General features: G+C 37.4%; 19 protein-coding genes. 15 read left to right on the top strand and 4 right to left on the bottom strand.

The genetic code is table 11. The features are described 5' to 3' along the window. Window positions 1-66 precede the first annotated feature (66 nt). Together HXV90_RS11150 and HXV90_RS11145 are read left to right on the top strand one after the other, a co-directional pair. Window positions 67-513: a YlbF/YmcA family competence regulator gene (locus HXV90_RS11150; protein ID WP_004224800.1), complete on the top strand. Its 447-nt coding sequence runs from the start codon at window positions 67-69 to the stop codon at window positions 511-513. A gap of 104 nt (window positions 514-617) precedes the next feature. Then, a complete protein-coding gene (locus HXV90_RS11145) occupies window positions 618-1,670 on the top strand; it encodes a tartrate dehydrogenase (protein WP_269898956.1) in 1,053 nt (350 codons plus the stop codon). A 90-nt stretch (window positions 1,671-1,760) separates the two neighbouring features. On the opposite strand, the gene HXV90_RS11140 is transcribed toward HXV90_RS11145, so the two are convergent. After that, entirely contained in the window at window positions 1,761-2,672 is a 912-nt protein-coding gene (locus HXV90_RS11140) for a glycerophosphodiester phosphodiesterase family protein (protein ID WP_112117452.1), read from the bottom strand. Between the two features lie 400 nt (window positions 2,673-3,072). Between HXV90_RS11140 and HXV90_RS11135 the strand changes: the two genes are divergently transcribed. Beyond that, window positions 3,073-3,345, top strand: a complete 273-nt coding sequence (locus tag HXV90_RS11135) for a YlbG family protein (RefSeq protein ID WP_004224806.1) — start codon at window positions 3,073-3,075, stop codon at window positions 3,343-3,345. 2 nt (window positions 3,346-3,347) lie between these two features. On the opposite strand, the gene HXV90_RS11130 is transcribed toward HXV90_RS11135, so the two are convergent. Continuing rightward, the gene (locus tag HXV90_RS11130; protein WP_036077099.1) at window positions 3,348-3,737 is read right to left on the bottom strand and encodes a DUF7147 family protein; all 390 of its coding nucleotides are present in this window, start codon (window positions 3,735-3,737) and stop codon (window positions 3,348-3,350) included. Window positions 3,738-3,793: 56 nt separating this feature from the next. Here HXV90_RS11130 and HXV90_RS11125 point away from each other — a divergent pair, with 56 nt between their 5' ends. From HXV90_RS11125 to coaD, 3 genes are all read left to right on the top strand, one after another. After that, the gene (locus HXV90_RS11125; protein WP_269898955.1) at window positions 3,794-5,215 is read left to right on the top strand and encodes an RNA polymerase II; all 1,422 of its coding nucleotides are present in this window, start codon (window positions 3,794-3,796) and stop codon (window positions 5,213-5,215) included. Window positions 5,216-5,286: 71 nt separating this feature from the next. Then, entirely contained in the window at window positions 5,287-5,853 is a 567-nt protein-coding gene (rsmD, locus tag HXV90_RS11120; RefSeq protein ID WP_048394681.1) for a 16S rRNA (guanine(966)-N(2))-methyltransferase RsmD, read from the top strand. Window position 5,854: 1 nt separating this feature from the next. Further along, window positions 5,855-6,346: a pantetheine-phosphate adenylyltransferase gene (gene coaD, locus HXV90_RS11115; RefSeq protein ID WP_004224812.1), complete on the top strand. Its 492-nt coding sequence runs from the start codon at window positions 5,855-5,857 to the stop codon at window positions 6,344-6,346. A 59-nt stretch (window positions 6,347-6,405) separates the two neighbouring features. On the opposite strand, the gene HXV90_RS11110 is transcribed toward coaD, so the two are convergent. Then, window positions 6,406-7,305: a hypothetical protein gene (locus HXV90_RS11110; RefSeq protein WP_231595723.1), complete on the bottom strand. Its 900-nt coding sequence runs from the start codon at window positions 7,303-7,305 to the stop codon at window positions 6,406-6,408. A 118-nt stretch (window positions 7,306-7,423) separates the two neighbouring features. Here HXV90_RS11110 and HXV90_RS11105 point away from each other — a divergent pair, with 118 nt between their 5' ends. Beyond that, window positions 7,424-8,470 carry a SepM family pheromone-processing serine protease gene (locus HXV90_RS11105; RefSeq protein ID WP_048394679.1) on the top strand — a complete coding sequence of 349 codons (1,047 nt, stop codon included), beginning with the start codon at window positions 7,424-7,426 and terminating at the stop codon, window positions 8,468-8,470. Window positions 8,471-8,514: 44 nt separating this feature from the next. Here HXV90_RS11105 and HXV90_RS11100 read toward each other — a convergent pair whose 3' ends face one another. Further along, on the bottom strand, window positions 8,515-9,726 hold the full coding sequence (locus tag HXV90_RS11100; protein WP_269898954.1) for a nucleotidyltransferase: 1,212 nt from the start codon (window positions 9,724-9,726) through the stop codon (window positions 8,515-8,517). A gap of 167 nt (window positions 9,727-9,893) precedes the next feature. Here HXV90_RS11100 and HXV90_RS11095 point away from each other — a divergent pair, with 167 nt between their 5' ends. The 8 genes from HXV90_RS11095 to mraZ all read left to right on the top strand — a co-directional run bounded on the left by HXV90_RS11095 (window position 9,894) and on the right by mraZ (window position 16,409). Next, a complete protein-coding gene (locus HXV90_RS11095; RefSeq protein ID WP_004224818.1) occupies window positions 9,894-10,427 on the top strand; it encodes a YceD family protein in 534 nt (177 codons plus the stop codon). A gap of 24 nt (window positions 10,428-10,451) precedes the next feature. Beyond that, on the top strand, window positions 10,452-10,625 hold the full coding sequence (gene rpmF / locus HXV90_RS11090) for a 50S ribosomal protein L32 (RefSeq protein ID WP_004224819.1): 174 nt from the start codon (window positions 10,452-10,454) through the stop codon (window positions 10,623-10,625). A 163-nt stretch (window positions 10,626-10,788) separates the two neighbouring features. After that, the gene (locus HXV90_RS11085; protein WP_269898953.1) at window positions 10,789-11,556 is read left to right on the top strand and encodes an enoyl-CoA hydratase/isomerase family protein; all 768 of its coding nucleotides are present in this window, start codon (window positions 10,789-10,791) and stop codon (window positions 11,554-11,556) included. 111 nt (window positions 11,557-11,667) lie between these two features. Then, window positions 11,668-12,045: a transcriptional regulator gene (locus HXV90_RS11080; RefSeq protein WP_004224822.1), complete on the top strand. Its 378-nt coding sequence runs from the start codon at window positions 11,668-11,670 to the stop codon at window positions 12,043-12,045. Window positions 12,046-12,413: 368 nt separating this feature from the next. After that, the gene (locus HXV90_RS11075; protein WP_269898952.1) at window positions 12,414-13,316 is read left to right on the top strand and encodes a ketopantoate reductase family protein; all 903 of its coding nucleotides are present in this window, start codon (window positions 12,414-12,416) and stop codon (window positions 13,314-13,316) included. Then, window positions 13,313-13,708 (top strand): DUF3397 domain-containing protein, encoded by a 396-nt coding sequence (locus HXV90_RS11070; RefSeq protein WP_066037194.1) that lies wholly within the window; start codon window positions 13,313-13,315, stop codon window positions 13,706-13,708. The genes HXV90_RS11075 and HXV90_RS11070 overlap by 4 nt, the downstream gene beginning before the upstream one ends. A 398-nt stretch (window positions 13,709-14,106) precedes the next feature. After that, window positions 14,107-15,723 carry a bacillithiol biosynthesis cysteine-adding enzyme BshC gene (gene bshC / locus HXV90_RS11065; protein WP_112117456.1) on the top strand — a complete coding sequence of 539 codons (1,617 nt, stop codon included), beginning with the start codon at window positions 14,107-14,109 and terminating at the stop codon, window positions 15,721-15,723. A 254-nt stretch (window positions 15,724-15,977) separates the two neighbouring features. Next, window positions 15,978-16,409 (top strand): division/cell wall cluster transcriptional repressor MraZ, encoded by a 432-nt coding sequence (gene mraZ / locus HXV90_RS11060; protein WP_004224832.1) that lies wholly within the window; start codon window positions 15,978-15,980, stop codon window positions 16,407-16,409. The last annotated feature ends 17 nt before the right edge of the window (window positions 16,410-16,426 follow it).

The following is a 16,426-nucleotide window of genomic DNA, read 5'->3' as shown; positions in this document are numbered from 1 at the left end:
AATTATCATTAATGTAAAATTACCATAAAATCTGTTATGATGGGAAAGAGATTGGGGGAATTAAAGATGATGATGACCTCTGACTGGGTAATCATTTTGGATGAGGCGGAAGCGCTTTGTGAGATGATTCTTTCCTCAGAACCTGCGATGGCGCTACAACAAGCGTATGAAGCTGTATATAGTGATGCACAAATTGTAGAGGCTATATATGCATTTAATCGCATGAAAGAGCAGTACGAAGATGTACAACGTTTCGGAAAATATCATCCGGACTACCATACAATTATGAAGTCGATTCGCCAACAGAAAAGGGCACTTGACTTAAATGAGAAAGTTTCAGCCTTGAAAATTGCTGAAAACGATTTTCAGGATTTACTGGATGAGATTAGCCTATTAATAGGAAAAACGGTCTCAGAAGCGGTAAAAGTTCCTGTTAGTAATCCATTCTTTGCATCTGGTTCATCTTGCGGAGGTGGATGTGGCTCGGGCGGTTCATGCTCTTGCTCAGCGTAAATAGGATGTGTATATAACATATCTCTTCTAGACTGTAGACAACTCGAAGGCAACTGAGTTAGTTTACAGTCTTTTTTATAATTAAATTCAAGGAGGAAGCATTAATGAAAACTTATCGAATTGCCGTAATACCTGGGGATGGAATAGGAAAAGAGGTTGTGCCAGCTGCAATAAAAGTTCTTGATCAGGCAGCTTTGTTAGATGGACGCTTTCAATTTGAATGGACAATTTTTCCATGGGGCTGTGAATACTATTTAGAGACAGGAAAAATGATGCCTGATAATGGCATAGAGCTGTTAAAACAGTATGACCAAATATTTTTAGGTGCAGTTGGTATGCCTAACTTGGTTCCGGATCATGTATCATTATGGGGCCTTCTCATTAAAATTCGACGTGAGCTACAGCAATCTATTAATGTACGACCTGCAAAGCTACTTCAAGGGTTACCATCACCTTTACGACAACCAAATGATTTTGATTTTATTGTTGTAAGGGAAAATTCTGAAGGGGAGTATGCTGAAAGCGGAGGAAGAATACATAGTGGTCAAGAAGAGGTGGCAATCCAAAATGCTGTTTTTACAAGAAAGGGTACAGAACGGGCGATGCGCTATGCATTTGAATTAGCCAAAACACGTAATGGACATGTGACAAGTGCTACAAAATCAAATGGGATTACATATAGCATGCCTTTTTGGGATGAAGTGTTTACTCAAGTAGGAAAAGACTATGAAGAGGTAGGTCAAGCATCTAATCATATTGATGCACTAGCGGCATTTTTAGTGATGAAGCCAGAAAATTTTGATGTTATCGTAGCATCGAATTTATTTGGGGATATTTTGACAGATCTAGGCGGTGCCATTATGGGAAGCATTGGTATTGCACCTGCAGCAAATTTAAACATTGAAGGGCTATATCCATCAATGTTTGAACCTGTCCATGGTTCTGCACCAGATATAGCTGGTCAAGGAATTGCCAATCCTATTGGACAAATTTGGACAGGTAAGATGATGCTCGATTTTCTTGGTTATCAAGATGTGGGAACAAGGATATTGAATGCTATAGAGCAAACATTAGCGCGGGGTATAAAAACGCCTGATTTGGGTGGAGCTGCCACACTACAAGAAGTAACTGATGCAATCATAGATTATTTAACTTAAGTATTACTGTAATGGGAAGTAATAATGGATCTAACATTTACATGAAAGGGAAGCACATCAGTTCAGTATGCTTCCCTTTCATTCCTGGTCTTATTTAGACTCTTGAGCTTGTAATAACTCAACTGCAATATCCGGACGATCTGTAATAATGCCCTTTGCCCCATTATTGAGTAATTTTTTCATCGTATCTAGGTCATTGATTGTCCAATAGTGGACAGGAATATTAAGGTTGTTTAAAAACTGAATAAATTTAGGAGAATCTAATGCAATAACCCCTGACTTTGGAGGAATTTGAAAAACATCCACTTTAGGGTGATATAAATGTCCAAACTGACTTGAGAAAGAAGCAAATGCTTTTCTGACATCTGATTCACCTGCACCAAGTGCTACTTGATTTTGAGCATATAAATTAAAACGATCTATTTGCTCACCATAAAAGCTTGTCACAACAACACGATGTTCAGCTTGAAGTTCTTCAATTAAGCGCCAAAGTTTAGAAGGCATCAGACTCCCTTCGTACGTATCAGGAGCATCTTTGATATCAATGTTGATTAACATATTTGGATAGGCTTCAAGCAACTCTCGTAAAGTTACGACTTTTAATTTATCCTCTCGATATGGGAAATTTCCTTCTAAATCTTCAAATTGGTAGCCGTGGTTCAAGGCATTGATTTCTGCCAACGTCATATCTGCAATGAGCCCATAGCCATCCGTTGTACGTTCAACTGTCTCGTCATGGAAAACAATAATTTCCTCATCTTTCGTTAGGCGAATGTCGATTTCAAAGCCATCGACACCTAGCTGTGCAGCTTTTTCAAATGCAACCATTGTATGTTCTGGTGCTAAAAGAGCTCCGCCACGATGTGCAAGAATTATGGGGCGTTCGAATTGTAATGCTTGTTTACCTTCGCGTTGCTGTGGTTTTGAAATAGCTTTACTGCCTGCCCAAGCTGCTGCACTTGCTGCTGCAATTGCAAGCGCAATTTTTGTTTTCTTACCCATATTCGTCCTCCTTAACAATTATCCTCATATAAAAAGTAATAGTGAATTCATTGTTTAATCAATAGTAGTAAGTACAGGGCCTACTATTAAAATTAGTTATATAAGTGAATGATGATTTTTTTATGCCGATTTTTGCCATCCTATTTGAAAAACAATCATTATGGAGGTGCAAATGTCTTGTAAAGGGTTCATTTGAGGCATGATCATCTTTCAGCATTCTTCTGTTCCTGTAATGATGCTACAATTGAATTTAATTAAAACAACTGATTCATCTTCACGATGTTCAACGTCGTATGCTTTTCCATTATAACGGAAAATTGAGCGTTCTGTCAGCTAAACTCTGTTGCTATCATTTTCTGGTCTATGGTATTCTTTTATGTAAGAAATGAGGGAATCCACTATGAACGAACGACAAGGGCTAATCGTTTACGTCCATCAATTAAAACATGCGAAGTCACTTCGGAAATATGGTCATGTTCTTTATATTTCTAGAAGGCAAAAATACGTAGTGCTTTACTGCGATCGTGAGGATATTGACATGATGACAACAAAACTACAACGCCTTCCATTTGTGAAAGACGTTGTGGCGTCTTATCGTCCTTTTGTAAAAACTGAATATGAAAATGCAAAACCAGATAAAGCAAAGGAATATGACTACAAAGTAGGTCTATAAACTTATGTTAATGCAGGTATATAGTTATTTAGTCTTAATATACCTATTAAGTATTGATAAAATAGTTTTGATTCCGAAAATATAGATGAGTGCTTTATTTCTACAACTACTGCTTTTCGACCGAGTTGTTCTATTTGTGCTTCAAACATTTTTTGTCGCTGTGTTGGCTGTTCTTCATTGTATGGGATGCCTTCTCGACAAATATAAATAGGCATGAACTTACTTTCGCCGACTGGTTTAAGGGCGACAGCTAAAGAAATCACCTTCTTGTCTTCTTTTGTAGATGTTAGTAAAAAGGCTTGATGAAAACGTTCCTGGTTGGTTTTAATAATTTCGAGTAGTTCGTAAACATCACCATAGCCTTCACCTAATTCTATAAATTGTTGTGGCATAATAATTGCACATCCTTTCCAATATTCATAGTATCATGCTGCGGGAGGTCAAGCACATGAAATTTGCATTAAGCTTTTTTTCTATTTTAGCACTAATCATTACAGGAACGGTATTTTTCCAATACCATGCTTATTCATCTGATTTAGAAACAGGCATAGGGGATTTTCATTATTCTCAGGAAATAGAAATTGTCTATCGCGAAAATAGCTTAGATATTCGTCAACATTTTAAAAACCTACCAAATCAAAAGGTGAAAATTAAATGGCCAGAAAAAGCAACAAACGCTAGTTGCTTTATTGAAAATGAAAAAAGCTGTGATCGTTTATCAGATGAAGTTTCTTACTTTGCAAAAGGGGAGACAAAATCACAATCTGTGTCATACATAATTCCAATTGAGGGTGGCTTAAAAAATAAGATGCTCCTTCAAAATGTTTTTGCTACACTAATAAATGGTGAAGCATCGTATTCAATTGTTTCAATTTCTACAGACAGTAAGGTGAAAGGACAATGGGTTACGGGTTTGCCCCTAGTAGGTCAACAACAACTTGTACTTGTCAATTACACCATGTTTAGAGGAAACGGTACTGTTCAAGATTTATATTGGCAAGCCGGGGAGCTTAAAGCGCAAGAACAGACACCGGTGTTATCAATTTATGCCCAGCAAGAAGTCCCTAATGATTTTCTAAAGTCATTAAAAAATTTACAGCTTCTAAGTGATGAGCATATTGCAATTATTCAAGAAAAAAGTCCAGTAGCAGTTCATGACGAAAGATTGTTATTTTTACCAACACTTACTGCACAAGCTGTAGAGCAAGAAGTAATTTTATCACAAATCAAATCACAATATAATTTTGTAGATTCCCCAGAATGGTTGCCTGAAGTTGTGGCATCCTATTTAATAAGCGATCCAATTGGTGGAGAAAAAACAAAGAAAATCATCAAGACATTAAATGATTACATGACGGATGCTCAACAACAAGCTTGGCAGGAAACATTGAAAAAGCTTGGAGATGAATCGATTTCACCAGATACAATGGACAAGTACTTATCACAGGTATTAGATGCCAAGACATCTTATTTTACATTAAATGCAGCTCAGCAAAATGGAACCTATCCACTTTTATTTGAGGATGCACGTGATGTCTATGTGGATGATACATTGAAGGAAGATGTTCATGTTATTCTCTATGAGGGACAGGTATTGTATACGGCAGATACATTATTGCCTTACCTCGGCTACTCAGCTGCGGAAGGAAAGAATGGCTATTATGTAAATAGTGAGCATCGTACATTCCGTTTCCCTAAAGAGCCTGGATTTTATGTATTCAACCAGCGTAGGTATTCGACTATCTCTGAACCAATCATTAAGATTGCTGATCATTATTATGTAGAAGAAGCTTGGTTACAGCGATTATTCCTAGTTGAACTACAAAAAAAGGATGAGCGTATTCAAATATTAAAACAAGAGCAACAATAACTTTTGCAGCGGAGGGCCAACCTTTCGCTGCAAAATACTTTATATAGACGAAAGTACGGTGAGATGCTGATATGAGAGTTGTAGCAGGAGAGCGCAAAGGAATGCCGCTTAAAGCAATAGCAGGAAATACGACAAGGCCTACAACTGACAAAGTAAAGGAGTCCATTTTTAATATAATTGGGCCATTTTTTGATGGAGGTTTAGCGTTAGATCTGTTTGCTGGAAGCGGTGGCTTGGGGATTGAATCATTAAGTAGAGGAGCAGAACGTGCTATTTTTATTGAGAAAGATCCTAAAGCATTCCAGGTGCTACAAGAAAATATAAAAAAATGCCGTTATGAAGAATATACAGAGCTTTTTCGTATAGATGCAAAGCGCGCTGTGAAAGCGCTATTAAAGCGTGATATTACATTTAAACTCGTTTTTTTAGATCCACCTTACCATCAGCAGGAATATTATGACCTCGTACAGATTTTGGTCGATAACCGTAAAATACAACAAGATGGTATTATTTTATGTGAACATGCAAAAGAGATAGGATTACCTCAAAATTTTGGGGAGTTTGTTTTAACAAGACAAGAAACCTATGGCGGAACAATTATTTCTGTTTATCGCTGTACAGAGGAAGAGGGAGAATAAGTTGTCTGAAAAAATTGCTGTAGTTCCTGGAAGTTTTGACCCTGTAACATTCGGCCATTTAGATATAATTAAACGTGCGGCTGATGTGTTTGATATCGTATATGTAGCAGTATTAAACAATTCAGCAAAGAATCCTTTGTTTTCTGTAGAGGAACGTATGGCTTTGATGGCTGAAGTGACAAAAACCTTACCTAATGTTCGTATAGAGAGTTCTTCAGGCTTATTGATTGATTATGCTAAGGAAAAAAAGGCGAAGGCAATTGTTCGTGGCTTACGAGCAGTTTCAGATTTTGAATATGAGATGCAAATTACATCTATGAACCGTTTCCTTGATGAAACAATCGAAACTTTTTTCATCATGACGAAAAATCAATATTCATTCCTAAGTTCTAGTATAGTAAAAGAGGTTGCGAAATACGGTAGTGATGTTAACGAGCTAGTCCCTACATGTGTCGTAAAGGCTTTAAAAGAAAAATATGGTTTTACACAATAAGGATGCAGAGGATGTCAAAAGAACGATGACATCCTCTTTTTTGATATTTAGAGCGATTGTTATTTTAGAAAAAATAGAGCATAAATAGTTGGTACAATGATTATGCTAAGGAGGCGGAATTTAATATAAGGTCGTACAGAAAGTTTTGCAGATTTGGCGATAACAAAAATTTGTAAGTGAATACTTATACTTTGCATCGTTAACAAAATCACAACAAGTAAATGGATATAGGGGAGATCTGGAAATGCTGTAACTGTCATTTTAAGACCGTTCGTTACCTCCAGAACAGCTGCTATGGAAAGCTCAATCGTATAGGGAAGCTTTGGTATCAGCTGATCTAAGCCTTGTTGTACAATGGTTTGAATCGTTGTGAAAAAGATGATGGTTGTACCAACTAGTAGAATGGTTGGGGCTGTTTCTTTAATACTTTCCGAAAATGGAGCACTATAGAGTGGTGTGTTGTGTACGGAGATATTAGGTGAATCAGTTTTGCGAAAGAAAAAGTAGCCAGTTACTAGGCAACAAATATTAAACGTATGTAGTAAACATAAAAACAACCATCCAAACGTATTACTGTGTAGTAAATCAAGGCTTACAAAACCTAATACAAAAAGTGGACTAGGTGCATGACAAACAGCTAGCAAGAAATTTGCCTCTTTAGGGTGTAATTGACCACTATTTTTCAAATAAACAATAGTGGTTGCGCCAGTTGGATAGCCTCCAAGAGCACTAATAATATAGGCTTGTACGTATAAAGAAGCCCTTTTTGTTTTGGTACGCATAGGGGCTGTTAAACGCAGAAGCCATTGTGTTAACACAAGATACGGCAATAAGTACGGAAAAAGTGCTTCCATGAAAAGATTTAAGCCTAAATCAGTACCACTGTGAGCGGTTTGTGGGAATAACAAGAGTAAGAGAATTAGAATTACGCAGAGCACTATTTGAATTGTAGCAAACATGTTATCATCTCGTTTCAACTTTTTGTCATTCACATAGGCAAATGCTAAAATCAATATATGTGAGAAAGGCAAAAACATGAACGTATGGTTTTGCAAGCGTCCTAGGAGGTGTTTTCAAGTGAAGAAAAAAATTAGTATTTATGCAGTGTTGATAGTCGTGATTTGTTTTATGATGTTATACCGACTAGACGCGTATATTATGAAACCTGGAAGTGCCTATGATGTCAGTAAATTTGTTACTGTGGATAGTAAAGAGGCAGATAGTGAGGGGTCTTTAAGTTTAATGACAGTTGCTATGCAGCAAGCCACACCATTTTCGTATTTGTGGGCGAAAGTTCAAAAATATCAAAAGCTAATGGATATTGAACAAGTACGAAATCCTTTAGAGGATGATGAGGAATATAATATTCGACAGTTAAAGTTAATGTCTGATTCACAATTTAATGCCAAATATGTAGCCTTCCAAAGAGCAGGGCTAGAGACAAAGGTTCTTTTTAATGGTGTATTCATATTAAACGTTTTAGACGGAGGAGCTTCGGACGGTATTTTAAAAGCGGGTGATGAAATTGTCGAGGTTGATGGACAAAGAATAACTAGCCAGCAAATGCTTGTGGATCTATTAAAACCTAAGCAGCTTGGCGATAAGGTAACCATTCAATTTATACGTAATGAAGAACAACACCAGGAGACTATTACACTACAGGAAATTCCTAACGCCCAAGAACATAGAGCGGGTTTAGGTATTTCTTATACTGAAAGCAAATCGATTGAAACTAATCCGAAAGTGACGATGAAAACAGAGGATATAGGGGGACCTTCTGCTGGACTGATGTTTACACTTGAAATATTAGACCAATTACTTGATGAAGATTTAACAAAAGGCTATGCAATTGCTGGAACAGGTGAAATGCTAATAGATGGATCTGTTGGAAGAATTGGTGGAATAGACTATAAGGTTATTGCCGCTGATCGTGACGGTATGGAAATCTTTTTTGCACCAGATGATGAAATCTCTCAAGAAATGAAAGCGAAGTATCCAGAGCTAGAATCGAATTATGCAACGGCTGTCAAAACGGCCAAAGAGATTAAAACAAAAATGAAAATCGTTCCAGTGAAGAGCGTTGACGATGCTATCAATTATTTAAAGCAACTTCAACCAAAATAATATAAAGGGATGCTAAAAGGACTTTAGCATCCCTTTTGATGTCTTTAGCAACGAATAGGTGGTGTTTGATAATCCTTCGGCAACGTAAAATCCTTTGTTCCTTGCTCGATACTTAAATTATAAAGCTCTGCTGCATGTATATCGATAGCTAACATCGCATCATTTGTAGCTGCAACTCGACTGATTAAGGGTAACTCTATATTCTTTTTTTGCTGACCTAAATAAGCTTGTCCTGTCGAACTCATACCCAATAGCCGAATAAAAGAGGGTGCGTTAAAACTTTGAAGCTGCTTTTTGGTAAACCCTGTATAGATATGTGTTATCATCCGTTGAAGGCGGGTCCAAGTATAACGCTTAGATTTTATTTTTTCCATAAAGCTATAAAATGTAGAGCTGTTTTTGGCTGCTTTTACAATTGCGTTTTCTATGCCCTCTGTTACTTCTGCATAACGAGTAAGTTTTGAAGGGGTATGTCTTATAATGGTGAACTGTAATAACGGCCAAAATGTTTCCCAGCTTGCAAATTGGTTATACTTTGTATGCCAGTCTGTTAAATAATCAAAAGTAGCTGTAGGAACAACATTTTGTACACTTTGTAAAGAATTTGTAGAGGCAAGGGCTTTACGTATGCCAGTGGCACTGGCGATCGATGCATCTTCCTTTAATGCATCATGATATCCTGCTGCAACGCGAGGAATTGTTAATGGTTTAATGTTGCTGTTAAGTGCCCTCGCTGCTTCAAGATAATGAAAGCCCAATATATTATTTGGTTGTGCAAGATCGATGTATGGAGCAGGGTACATCTGAGAAAGCTGTTCATAGGCGTAATGTAGGCTTTTTGGGTAGCTGGCACCTGTTTTAAGGCTGTCTTTAATGAACAGGTCATATTCTGCACGGTGGCTGTCAATCAGCTCGAAAGTGTTTAGAAAGGGCTGTATAGAGCCGTCTTCACTTCCAAAAGCAAAAGAGTTGCAACCAACAGCACTTAATAAGGAAATGGCTCCTTTTGCGAAATCTGTAGCAGGTGCTGTACTATAGACATAAGGCAGTTCAATAACAATATCTACACCGCCAGAAAGCGCCATTTTAGTACGTGTCCATTTATCTACCATGGCAGGTTCTCCACGTTGTAAAAATGTGCCGCTCATAACAGCGATTACGAGATCTGCCTGTGCTGCTTTTTTAGCCTGTTCTAAATGATAAGCATGTCCGTTGTGAAAAGGATTATATTCAACAACAATTCCAACTGCTTGCATGCTTCTCCCCCTTATAATTTGTGTCTTTATTTTAAACTGTTAGGAGTAAATACACTTCTCATAGTATATAATTATAGGTGGGTTTTAAAGTGGTGACAAGAAATTATCTTGACATCTATTTTTACACATTATATAATCAACAGTGTTGTCTCGAGGTGATTAAACGAATGAAATGGTCAATTCATCAATTATCTAAATACCGCCAAAACGGGATGCCAATCGATGCCTTTGTCCAGCTGGATGAAGTGATGGAGCGAAACCAGGATATTCGAGCAATTTCGCCCGTTCATGTAAAAGGGCTATGTACTTTTGGTGCATCGCAAATGACATGTCAGTTAACTGTGACAGCAACGTTAACACTACCATGTGCTCGCACATGGGAGGATGTTGAGTTTCCAATTGAAGTTGAGACAGTTGAAATTTTTAGCTGGATTGACGAAGATAAACGAGGAGACGATGACGGAGACATTCACTATATTGACGGTGAAGTCATCGACATGAAACCGGTTCTTGAGGAATTAGTTTTGCTTGAGGTACCAATGCAAGTGTTCAAGGAAGATTCTGAAGGACAAGTGCATGGAGGTAAAAATTGGTCTTATGCAACAGATGAAGACGTAGAGCTACACAAAAAAGCTGACGAACAAAAAGTGGATCCAAGACTAGCTGCTTTAGCTAAGTATTTTGATCAAACAGACGAATAGACGATCTGTAAGGAGGTGCCATCAATGGCTGTACCATTTAGAAGAACTTCTAAAACTGCAAAAAGAAAGCGTCGTACGCATTTCAAATTATCTGTACCTGGTATGGTAACTTGCCCTAACTGTGGTGAGGCTAAATTATCACACCGTGTTTGCAAAGCTTGCGGACAATACAAAGGTAAAGAAGTAGTAAGCAAATAATACAGTGTTTGCTCACTTAAAAGGCTAGTAGAGAGACCATGGCTCTTTACTAGCCTTTTTGTTTGCTTAAAAAGACGGAATATTTCGTTGATTATGAAGTTCTTTACAATAGTGAAATAATTGTGTGATACAATTTATTCATTGCGACAAAGGGGGTAGTAATATGTCTTATACGATTGACAATCATGATGGCATTATGACGTTTACCATTAACCGTGAAGAGAAACGGAATGCTGTCAATGATGATGTGATGAACGGTCTTCAAGAAGTCATTACATATATTCGTGGGCATGAAGATGTGCGTTTCTTAGTAGTGACTGGTGCTGGCGATAAATCGTTTTGCTCAGGAGGGGATTTATCTGAGTTTCATTCTTTGGAAACAGAGGATGAGGCGTTTGGTATGTTAAGTAAGATGGGGAAAATATTATATGACCTTGCTACGCTTCCTGTACCAACTATAGCACTTATAAATGGTACCGCTGTTGGAGGGGGCTGTGAGATTGCAACAGCTTGTGATTTTCGTTTAGTAGCTAGCCATGCGAAATGTGGATTTATCCAAGGAACACTAGCCATTACAAGTGGCTGGGGTGGCGGTACATATTTATTTGAACGAGGTTTGCGTCATGATCGTGCGATGAAGATGCTCGTGGATGCGAAGCCTTACCCTGCGCAATTATTATATGAGATAGGATGGGCTATGCGTGTTTTTGAAGGCTCAAAAGAAGATGCCTTGAACGATTTTATTGAACATATGCGAAAAATTCATCCTTCTGTTCATAAAGCTTATAAGGAGATTGAGCTTAGAAAGTGGCGTGAACGAAATATGTATGAGCGTGTGATGGAAGAAGTTAGTATCTGTGCAAAGTTGTGGGAAAGTGAAGCGCACCATCAAGCGGTTAATAATTTCTTGACAAAGAAGAATAATAAGTAATGTATAAAGACAGTGTTGAGAGTAAAAACATCATCACTGTCTTTTTTCATGCAATGATTCTATTTTGCTTGCTTTTGCATATAGTAGTAAAAAATGCGAGGGTGATAGATTATGGAATTGAAAAAAAGAAAAGATCAATGGACAAAGGAAGATGATGAAAGACTAGCAGAAATCGTATTGCATAATGTGCAAAATGGCAAAACACAGCTAGAGGCCTTTGAAATGGCGGCCATAGAACTAGGTCGTACAAAACAAGCGTGTGGCTTCCGATGGAATAAAACATTGCGTGGTCAATATAGTCAGTCACTACTAGCTGTGCGAAATCAGCCCCAACAATCTATGCGAAGTCATTTGAAATTAGCGTTGACAAGTTTTGACGAATTAACGGAGGCTTATCAAACGCTTGAAATGAAGCATCGGGAATTGCAAAATGAGCATGAGAAGCTAGTGAAATGGCTTCAGCAAGGTTATTCATTAATGAAAGATTAAAATTATGATTACGTGGTTTTTGGAACGTGAATTACATTGCTTTTCTTTTATGGACATAAAACCCTTTCTGTATATCGTCAATAATCAGTCTATCCTGTATAATAAAAGAACCTGCGTAGAAGGTGCCTTAGATGTATTCTAAGGCACCTTATTCTTATAGTTTTATGAAAAGTATACTATTCAGAGGTGAGCATCAGATGGGGGGTTTAAAGTCTGTTGTTATAGGAGGCACGCCAAAAAGTGCTTGATGGTGTGAATAGTATCGTGTTGCTTCAAAGTATTACAGAGTGTTTTGAGTATTTTTGGAACAATCTGGATGTGATGACATCGAGGAAAATTGATCAGTAAAGATGGAAAGGGTGTAGACAATGAAAGTAGCGATAATTGGAGCAGGGGCAGTTGGTCAATTAACAGCAAGTTTTTTAGCGGAGTCTGGTGTACCAGTAACGTTGGTTGCCAGAAGGCAAGAACAAGTAATTGAACTAAATGCCAAGAAGTTAACACGTATCAACGTTGATGGGACTAAAACTGTGCAAAGGATTGTTGCTACTACAGATTTGGCTAATCTACCAAAACAAGATTTACTAGTGATTGCTGTTAAATACGGACATTTGCAAAAGCTCTACAATCAATTAGCCTTATTCTCAAGTGAAATGCCGTTGCTTTTTATGCAAAACGGCTTAGCGCATTTTGAGGAGGCACTACTCTTGCCACAAAAAAATATCGCCTTTGGTTCAGTGACCTTTGGAGCTCAATTGTTGGACCATTCAACGGTTCAACATAGAGGAGTAGGGCTATTTAAAATAGCAATAGAACGAGGAGAACACCAGGCTTTTCAACAGCTACTACAATTACAACGTTCCTTATTTCCTATTGAATTGGCTAGTAATGCAGAGCAAATGCTTTTTGCAAAAGCGGCACTTAATAGCTTAATTAATCCATTGACAGCTGTATTGCAAGTAAAGAACGGAGAGTTAGTGACTAATCAACAAGCATTTTTACTGCTAGAAAATATTTATCGAGAGCTTACGGAAGCTTTTGAAGATATTGAACACACCATATCTTTTAGTGATGTGATAGACTTATGTAGGAAAACGGCCAACAATACTTCATCTATGCTAGCGGATCGTCTGCAGGGGAGAAAAAGTGAAATCGAAACAATTGTTGGTGTCATTCTAAATAAAGCTTTAGCAAACGGTCATAATTTACCTACTTTGCGTACTTTATATCATCAAGTGCTTGCAATAGAGGAGAGCGGTGAAAGAAGTTGAAAGACCTTTTACATATAGTTATTAGTATCATTATTTTTTGTCCAATTGTTCTTTTCGTAATTGTTTATCTGGTTGGCAGGAAAGTTAAAATTCGAGGCACACATGCTTTTGGAGCAGCCTCTGATGTTACGACATTGTGCTTGTTTTTTTCTGTTCCGTTAGCTATCGGTGTGCTTTGGCGTGTGAATGTTGGAGCGCTTTTAGTGATCCTCGCGATAATGATGGCCATGATTTTTACATATATTGATTGGCGGACTAAAAAGGAAATAGAAGTAAAGCCGTTATTAAAGAAAATTTGGCGTTTTTTATTCTTAATACTTAGTACGGCTTACCTATTGATATGTATCGTGGGTGTTATCCAATCCATTATGGAATATTTACAGGTTGTCTAAGCATTTTCTTTTCATGTTGAAGCTTTAAGCGTTAAAATAATAGCATTAAAATAGTTATAAAAATCATTCTATGGGGATGAGAATATGGATTGCATTCATAAACCTTCGTAATTAGAAGCGTAGTTCAGTGATATAAGGAAGTGAACCAGCGCATGTTTTTTTGTACCGAAAGCAAAGTTAGGTATAGAAAATCCTTCTCGAGGGAGAATGATGGCTTTAAAATCGAAATGTCTGCTGCAACATTGTTGCCTAAAAGCCGCTAATAGATGCCGCGGATTTTTTTTGAGCAATTTGAATGTCAAGGCAACATTGAAAGCCTCATGTGCATAGTATGAATGAAATTCAATTTCTTGTTATGAGTAAGGAAATGATTTAGTGAGTAGAGGAGTTTATGTTAAATGAAACTGGAGTCAATCCAAGTACCTATAAAAAATCATGTACTAGCAGATTACTGGTCGCCAAATACTGCCATTCATCAATTTTTTGAGTATGAATACAATGATCAAGCTTTTGAGAAAAGAGCGGAGCATTTAGCGCGAAATTCCCGTGATCAAAAAGAGTTAACAACAATCATCCGTCAATTTATGGAGCCGCTGGGGTTATCCAAAAAAGCGAATGAACATTTAGAACAACTAGAGCAAGGAGCTATGGTAATAGTTGGTGGACAACAAGCAGGTATCTTAACAGGCCCTCTTTACTCCGTTCATAAAGCTATTTCAGTTATTGCATTAGCGAAAGAGCAAAGTACGAAGCTTCAACAGCCTGTTATTCCTGTTTTCTGGATAGCTGGAGAAGATCATGACTTAGAAGAAATCAATCACACCTATACGGTACATGGGGAATTGCTGAAAAAAAGAGCTTATGGGGAGCGCTCTAGACGTAAAACGATGGCTTCTGCAACAGCCCTCAACAAAGAGTCGATGACGCAATTAATTAATACAATTATTCGTGATATTGGAGAAACAGAGTATACAGAAACGCTGATTAAGCAATTAGTTGACGCATTGAACAATAGTGAAACATTTACAGATTTCTTTGCCTGTCTAATGAATCAATTATTCAAAGAGGAAGGCTTATTATTAATCGATGCCGCTAACTTTCAATTCCGTCAATTTGAACATAAATATTTTGCTCAAATCATTCAATCCAATGAAGAAATTGCTAGAGTAGTAACGGAAAAGGAGCAAGAGCTTGAACGTGCTGGCTATGGTAAGCCTATTTTAGCAACATATGAAGCAGCCAATTTATTTTACGTAGAAGATGGGGAGCGACATCTTTTAGAAAGAAAAAATGATCTGTTTGTTAATTTAGCGGCAAACCTTAAATTTACACAAGAAGAGCTATTAGAAGTGGCGCATAATCATCCTGAACGTTTAAGTAATAACGTAGTAACTCGCCCATTGATGCAGGAGATGACATTGCCAGTATTAGCGTTTGTTGGAGGTCCAGGAGAGCTAGCTTATTGGGCGACACTGAAAAATGCATTTTCAGTGTTAGATTTACAAATGCCGATTTTTGCTCCGCGCCTACATATAACTATTGTCACTCGTCATGTAGAGCAATTATTACGCGAGCATCAACTAACTGTTACTGACGTATGGGAAGGGAAAGCATTACACCTGAAAGAACGTTTTATTGCAGATGTACAGGACAGTGAAGCCAAACGCCAAATTCAAGCTATGCAGCAGTTGTTAGTAGAAAAATATGAAGAGCTAGCCTCCTATTTAGAGAAACAGCATCTGCAATTAGATAAGATTCTTGAGAAAAATCAAGAAAATCATGCGAAGCAATTTGACTATCTACAGCAAAAAATAGAACAAACTGTATTAGGTAAGCATGAAACGACGATTCGTAAATTTATGACATTGCAAAATGAATTATATCCTAATGATGGTTTCCAAGAGAGATCCTTTAATCCGTATCAATATTTCAATGAGTTTGGACCTATGTTAATTACTGAAATGCTGAAGCAAAATTATAGCATCGGTAAACACCACTATTTACTTTATTTATAAAATTAATAAACAGATACTTTTTACCTAAGTAGTAATTTGATATCCTGTGAATTTGATGAATAATGTCGAGATAAATAGTATTTAAAGAGCTATCCTACCAGGGGTGGCTCTTTTTTTGTATCATTTAGCACATGTCAAAAAAATTCCTAAAGGTCTAATTGCATATTAAGTGATAAAATGTCAAGTTTTTTTTAAAAAAAGTGGAGGAAAGTGGGGGGATGTGGTACATTATTTAATAAAGTGGGGTGAGTAGTATGTTCATGGGAGAATATCAACACTCCGTTGATGCGAAAGGGCGATTAATCGTACCGGCAAAATTTCGTGAAGCTTTAGGCGAAACGTTTGTTGTCACAAGAGGTCTCGATAACTGTCTATTTGGCTATCCTATGAATGAATGGCGAAAACTCGAAGAGAAATTAAAAGGTTTACCAATGACCAAAAAAGATACACGAGCATTTGCGAGGTTTTTCTTTTCTGGAGCAACAGAGGTAGAGATAGACAAGCAGGGGCGTATCAACATCCCAGCTACCCTTATGCAGCATGCACATCTAGTAAAAGAATGTGTGGTGTTGGGTGTTTCAAATCGAATCGAGATTTGGGCTAAGGATGCTTGGGAAGCTTACTTTAGTGAATCTGAACAATCTTTTAATGAAATTGCAGAAAATATGATTGGCTTTGATTTTTAACTTGTAATAGGCATTAC

The organism is Lysinibacillus sp. JK80 (assembly GCF_027557635.1).
Lineage (GTDB): Bacteria > Bacillota > Bacilli > Bacillales_A > Planococcaceae > Lysinibacillus > Lysinibacillus capsici.
The sequence above is the reverse complement of the archived record's forward strand: the minus strand, read 5'-3'. Positions and strand labels throughout refer to the sequence as shown.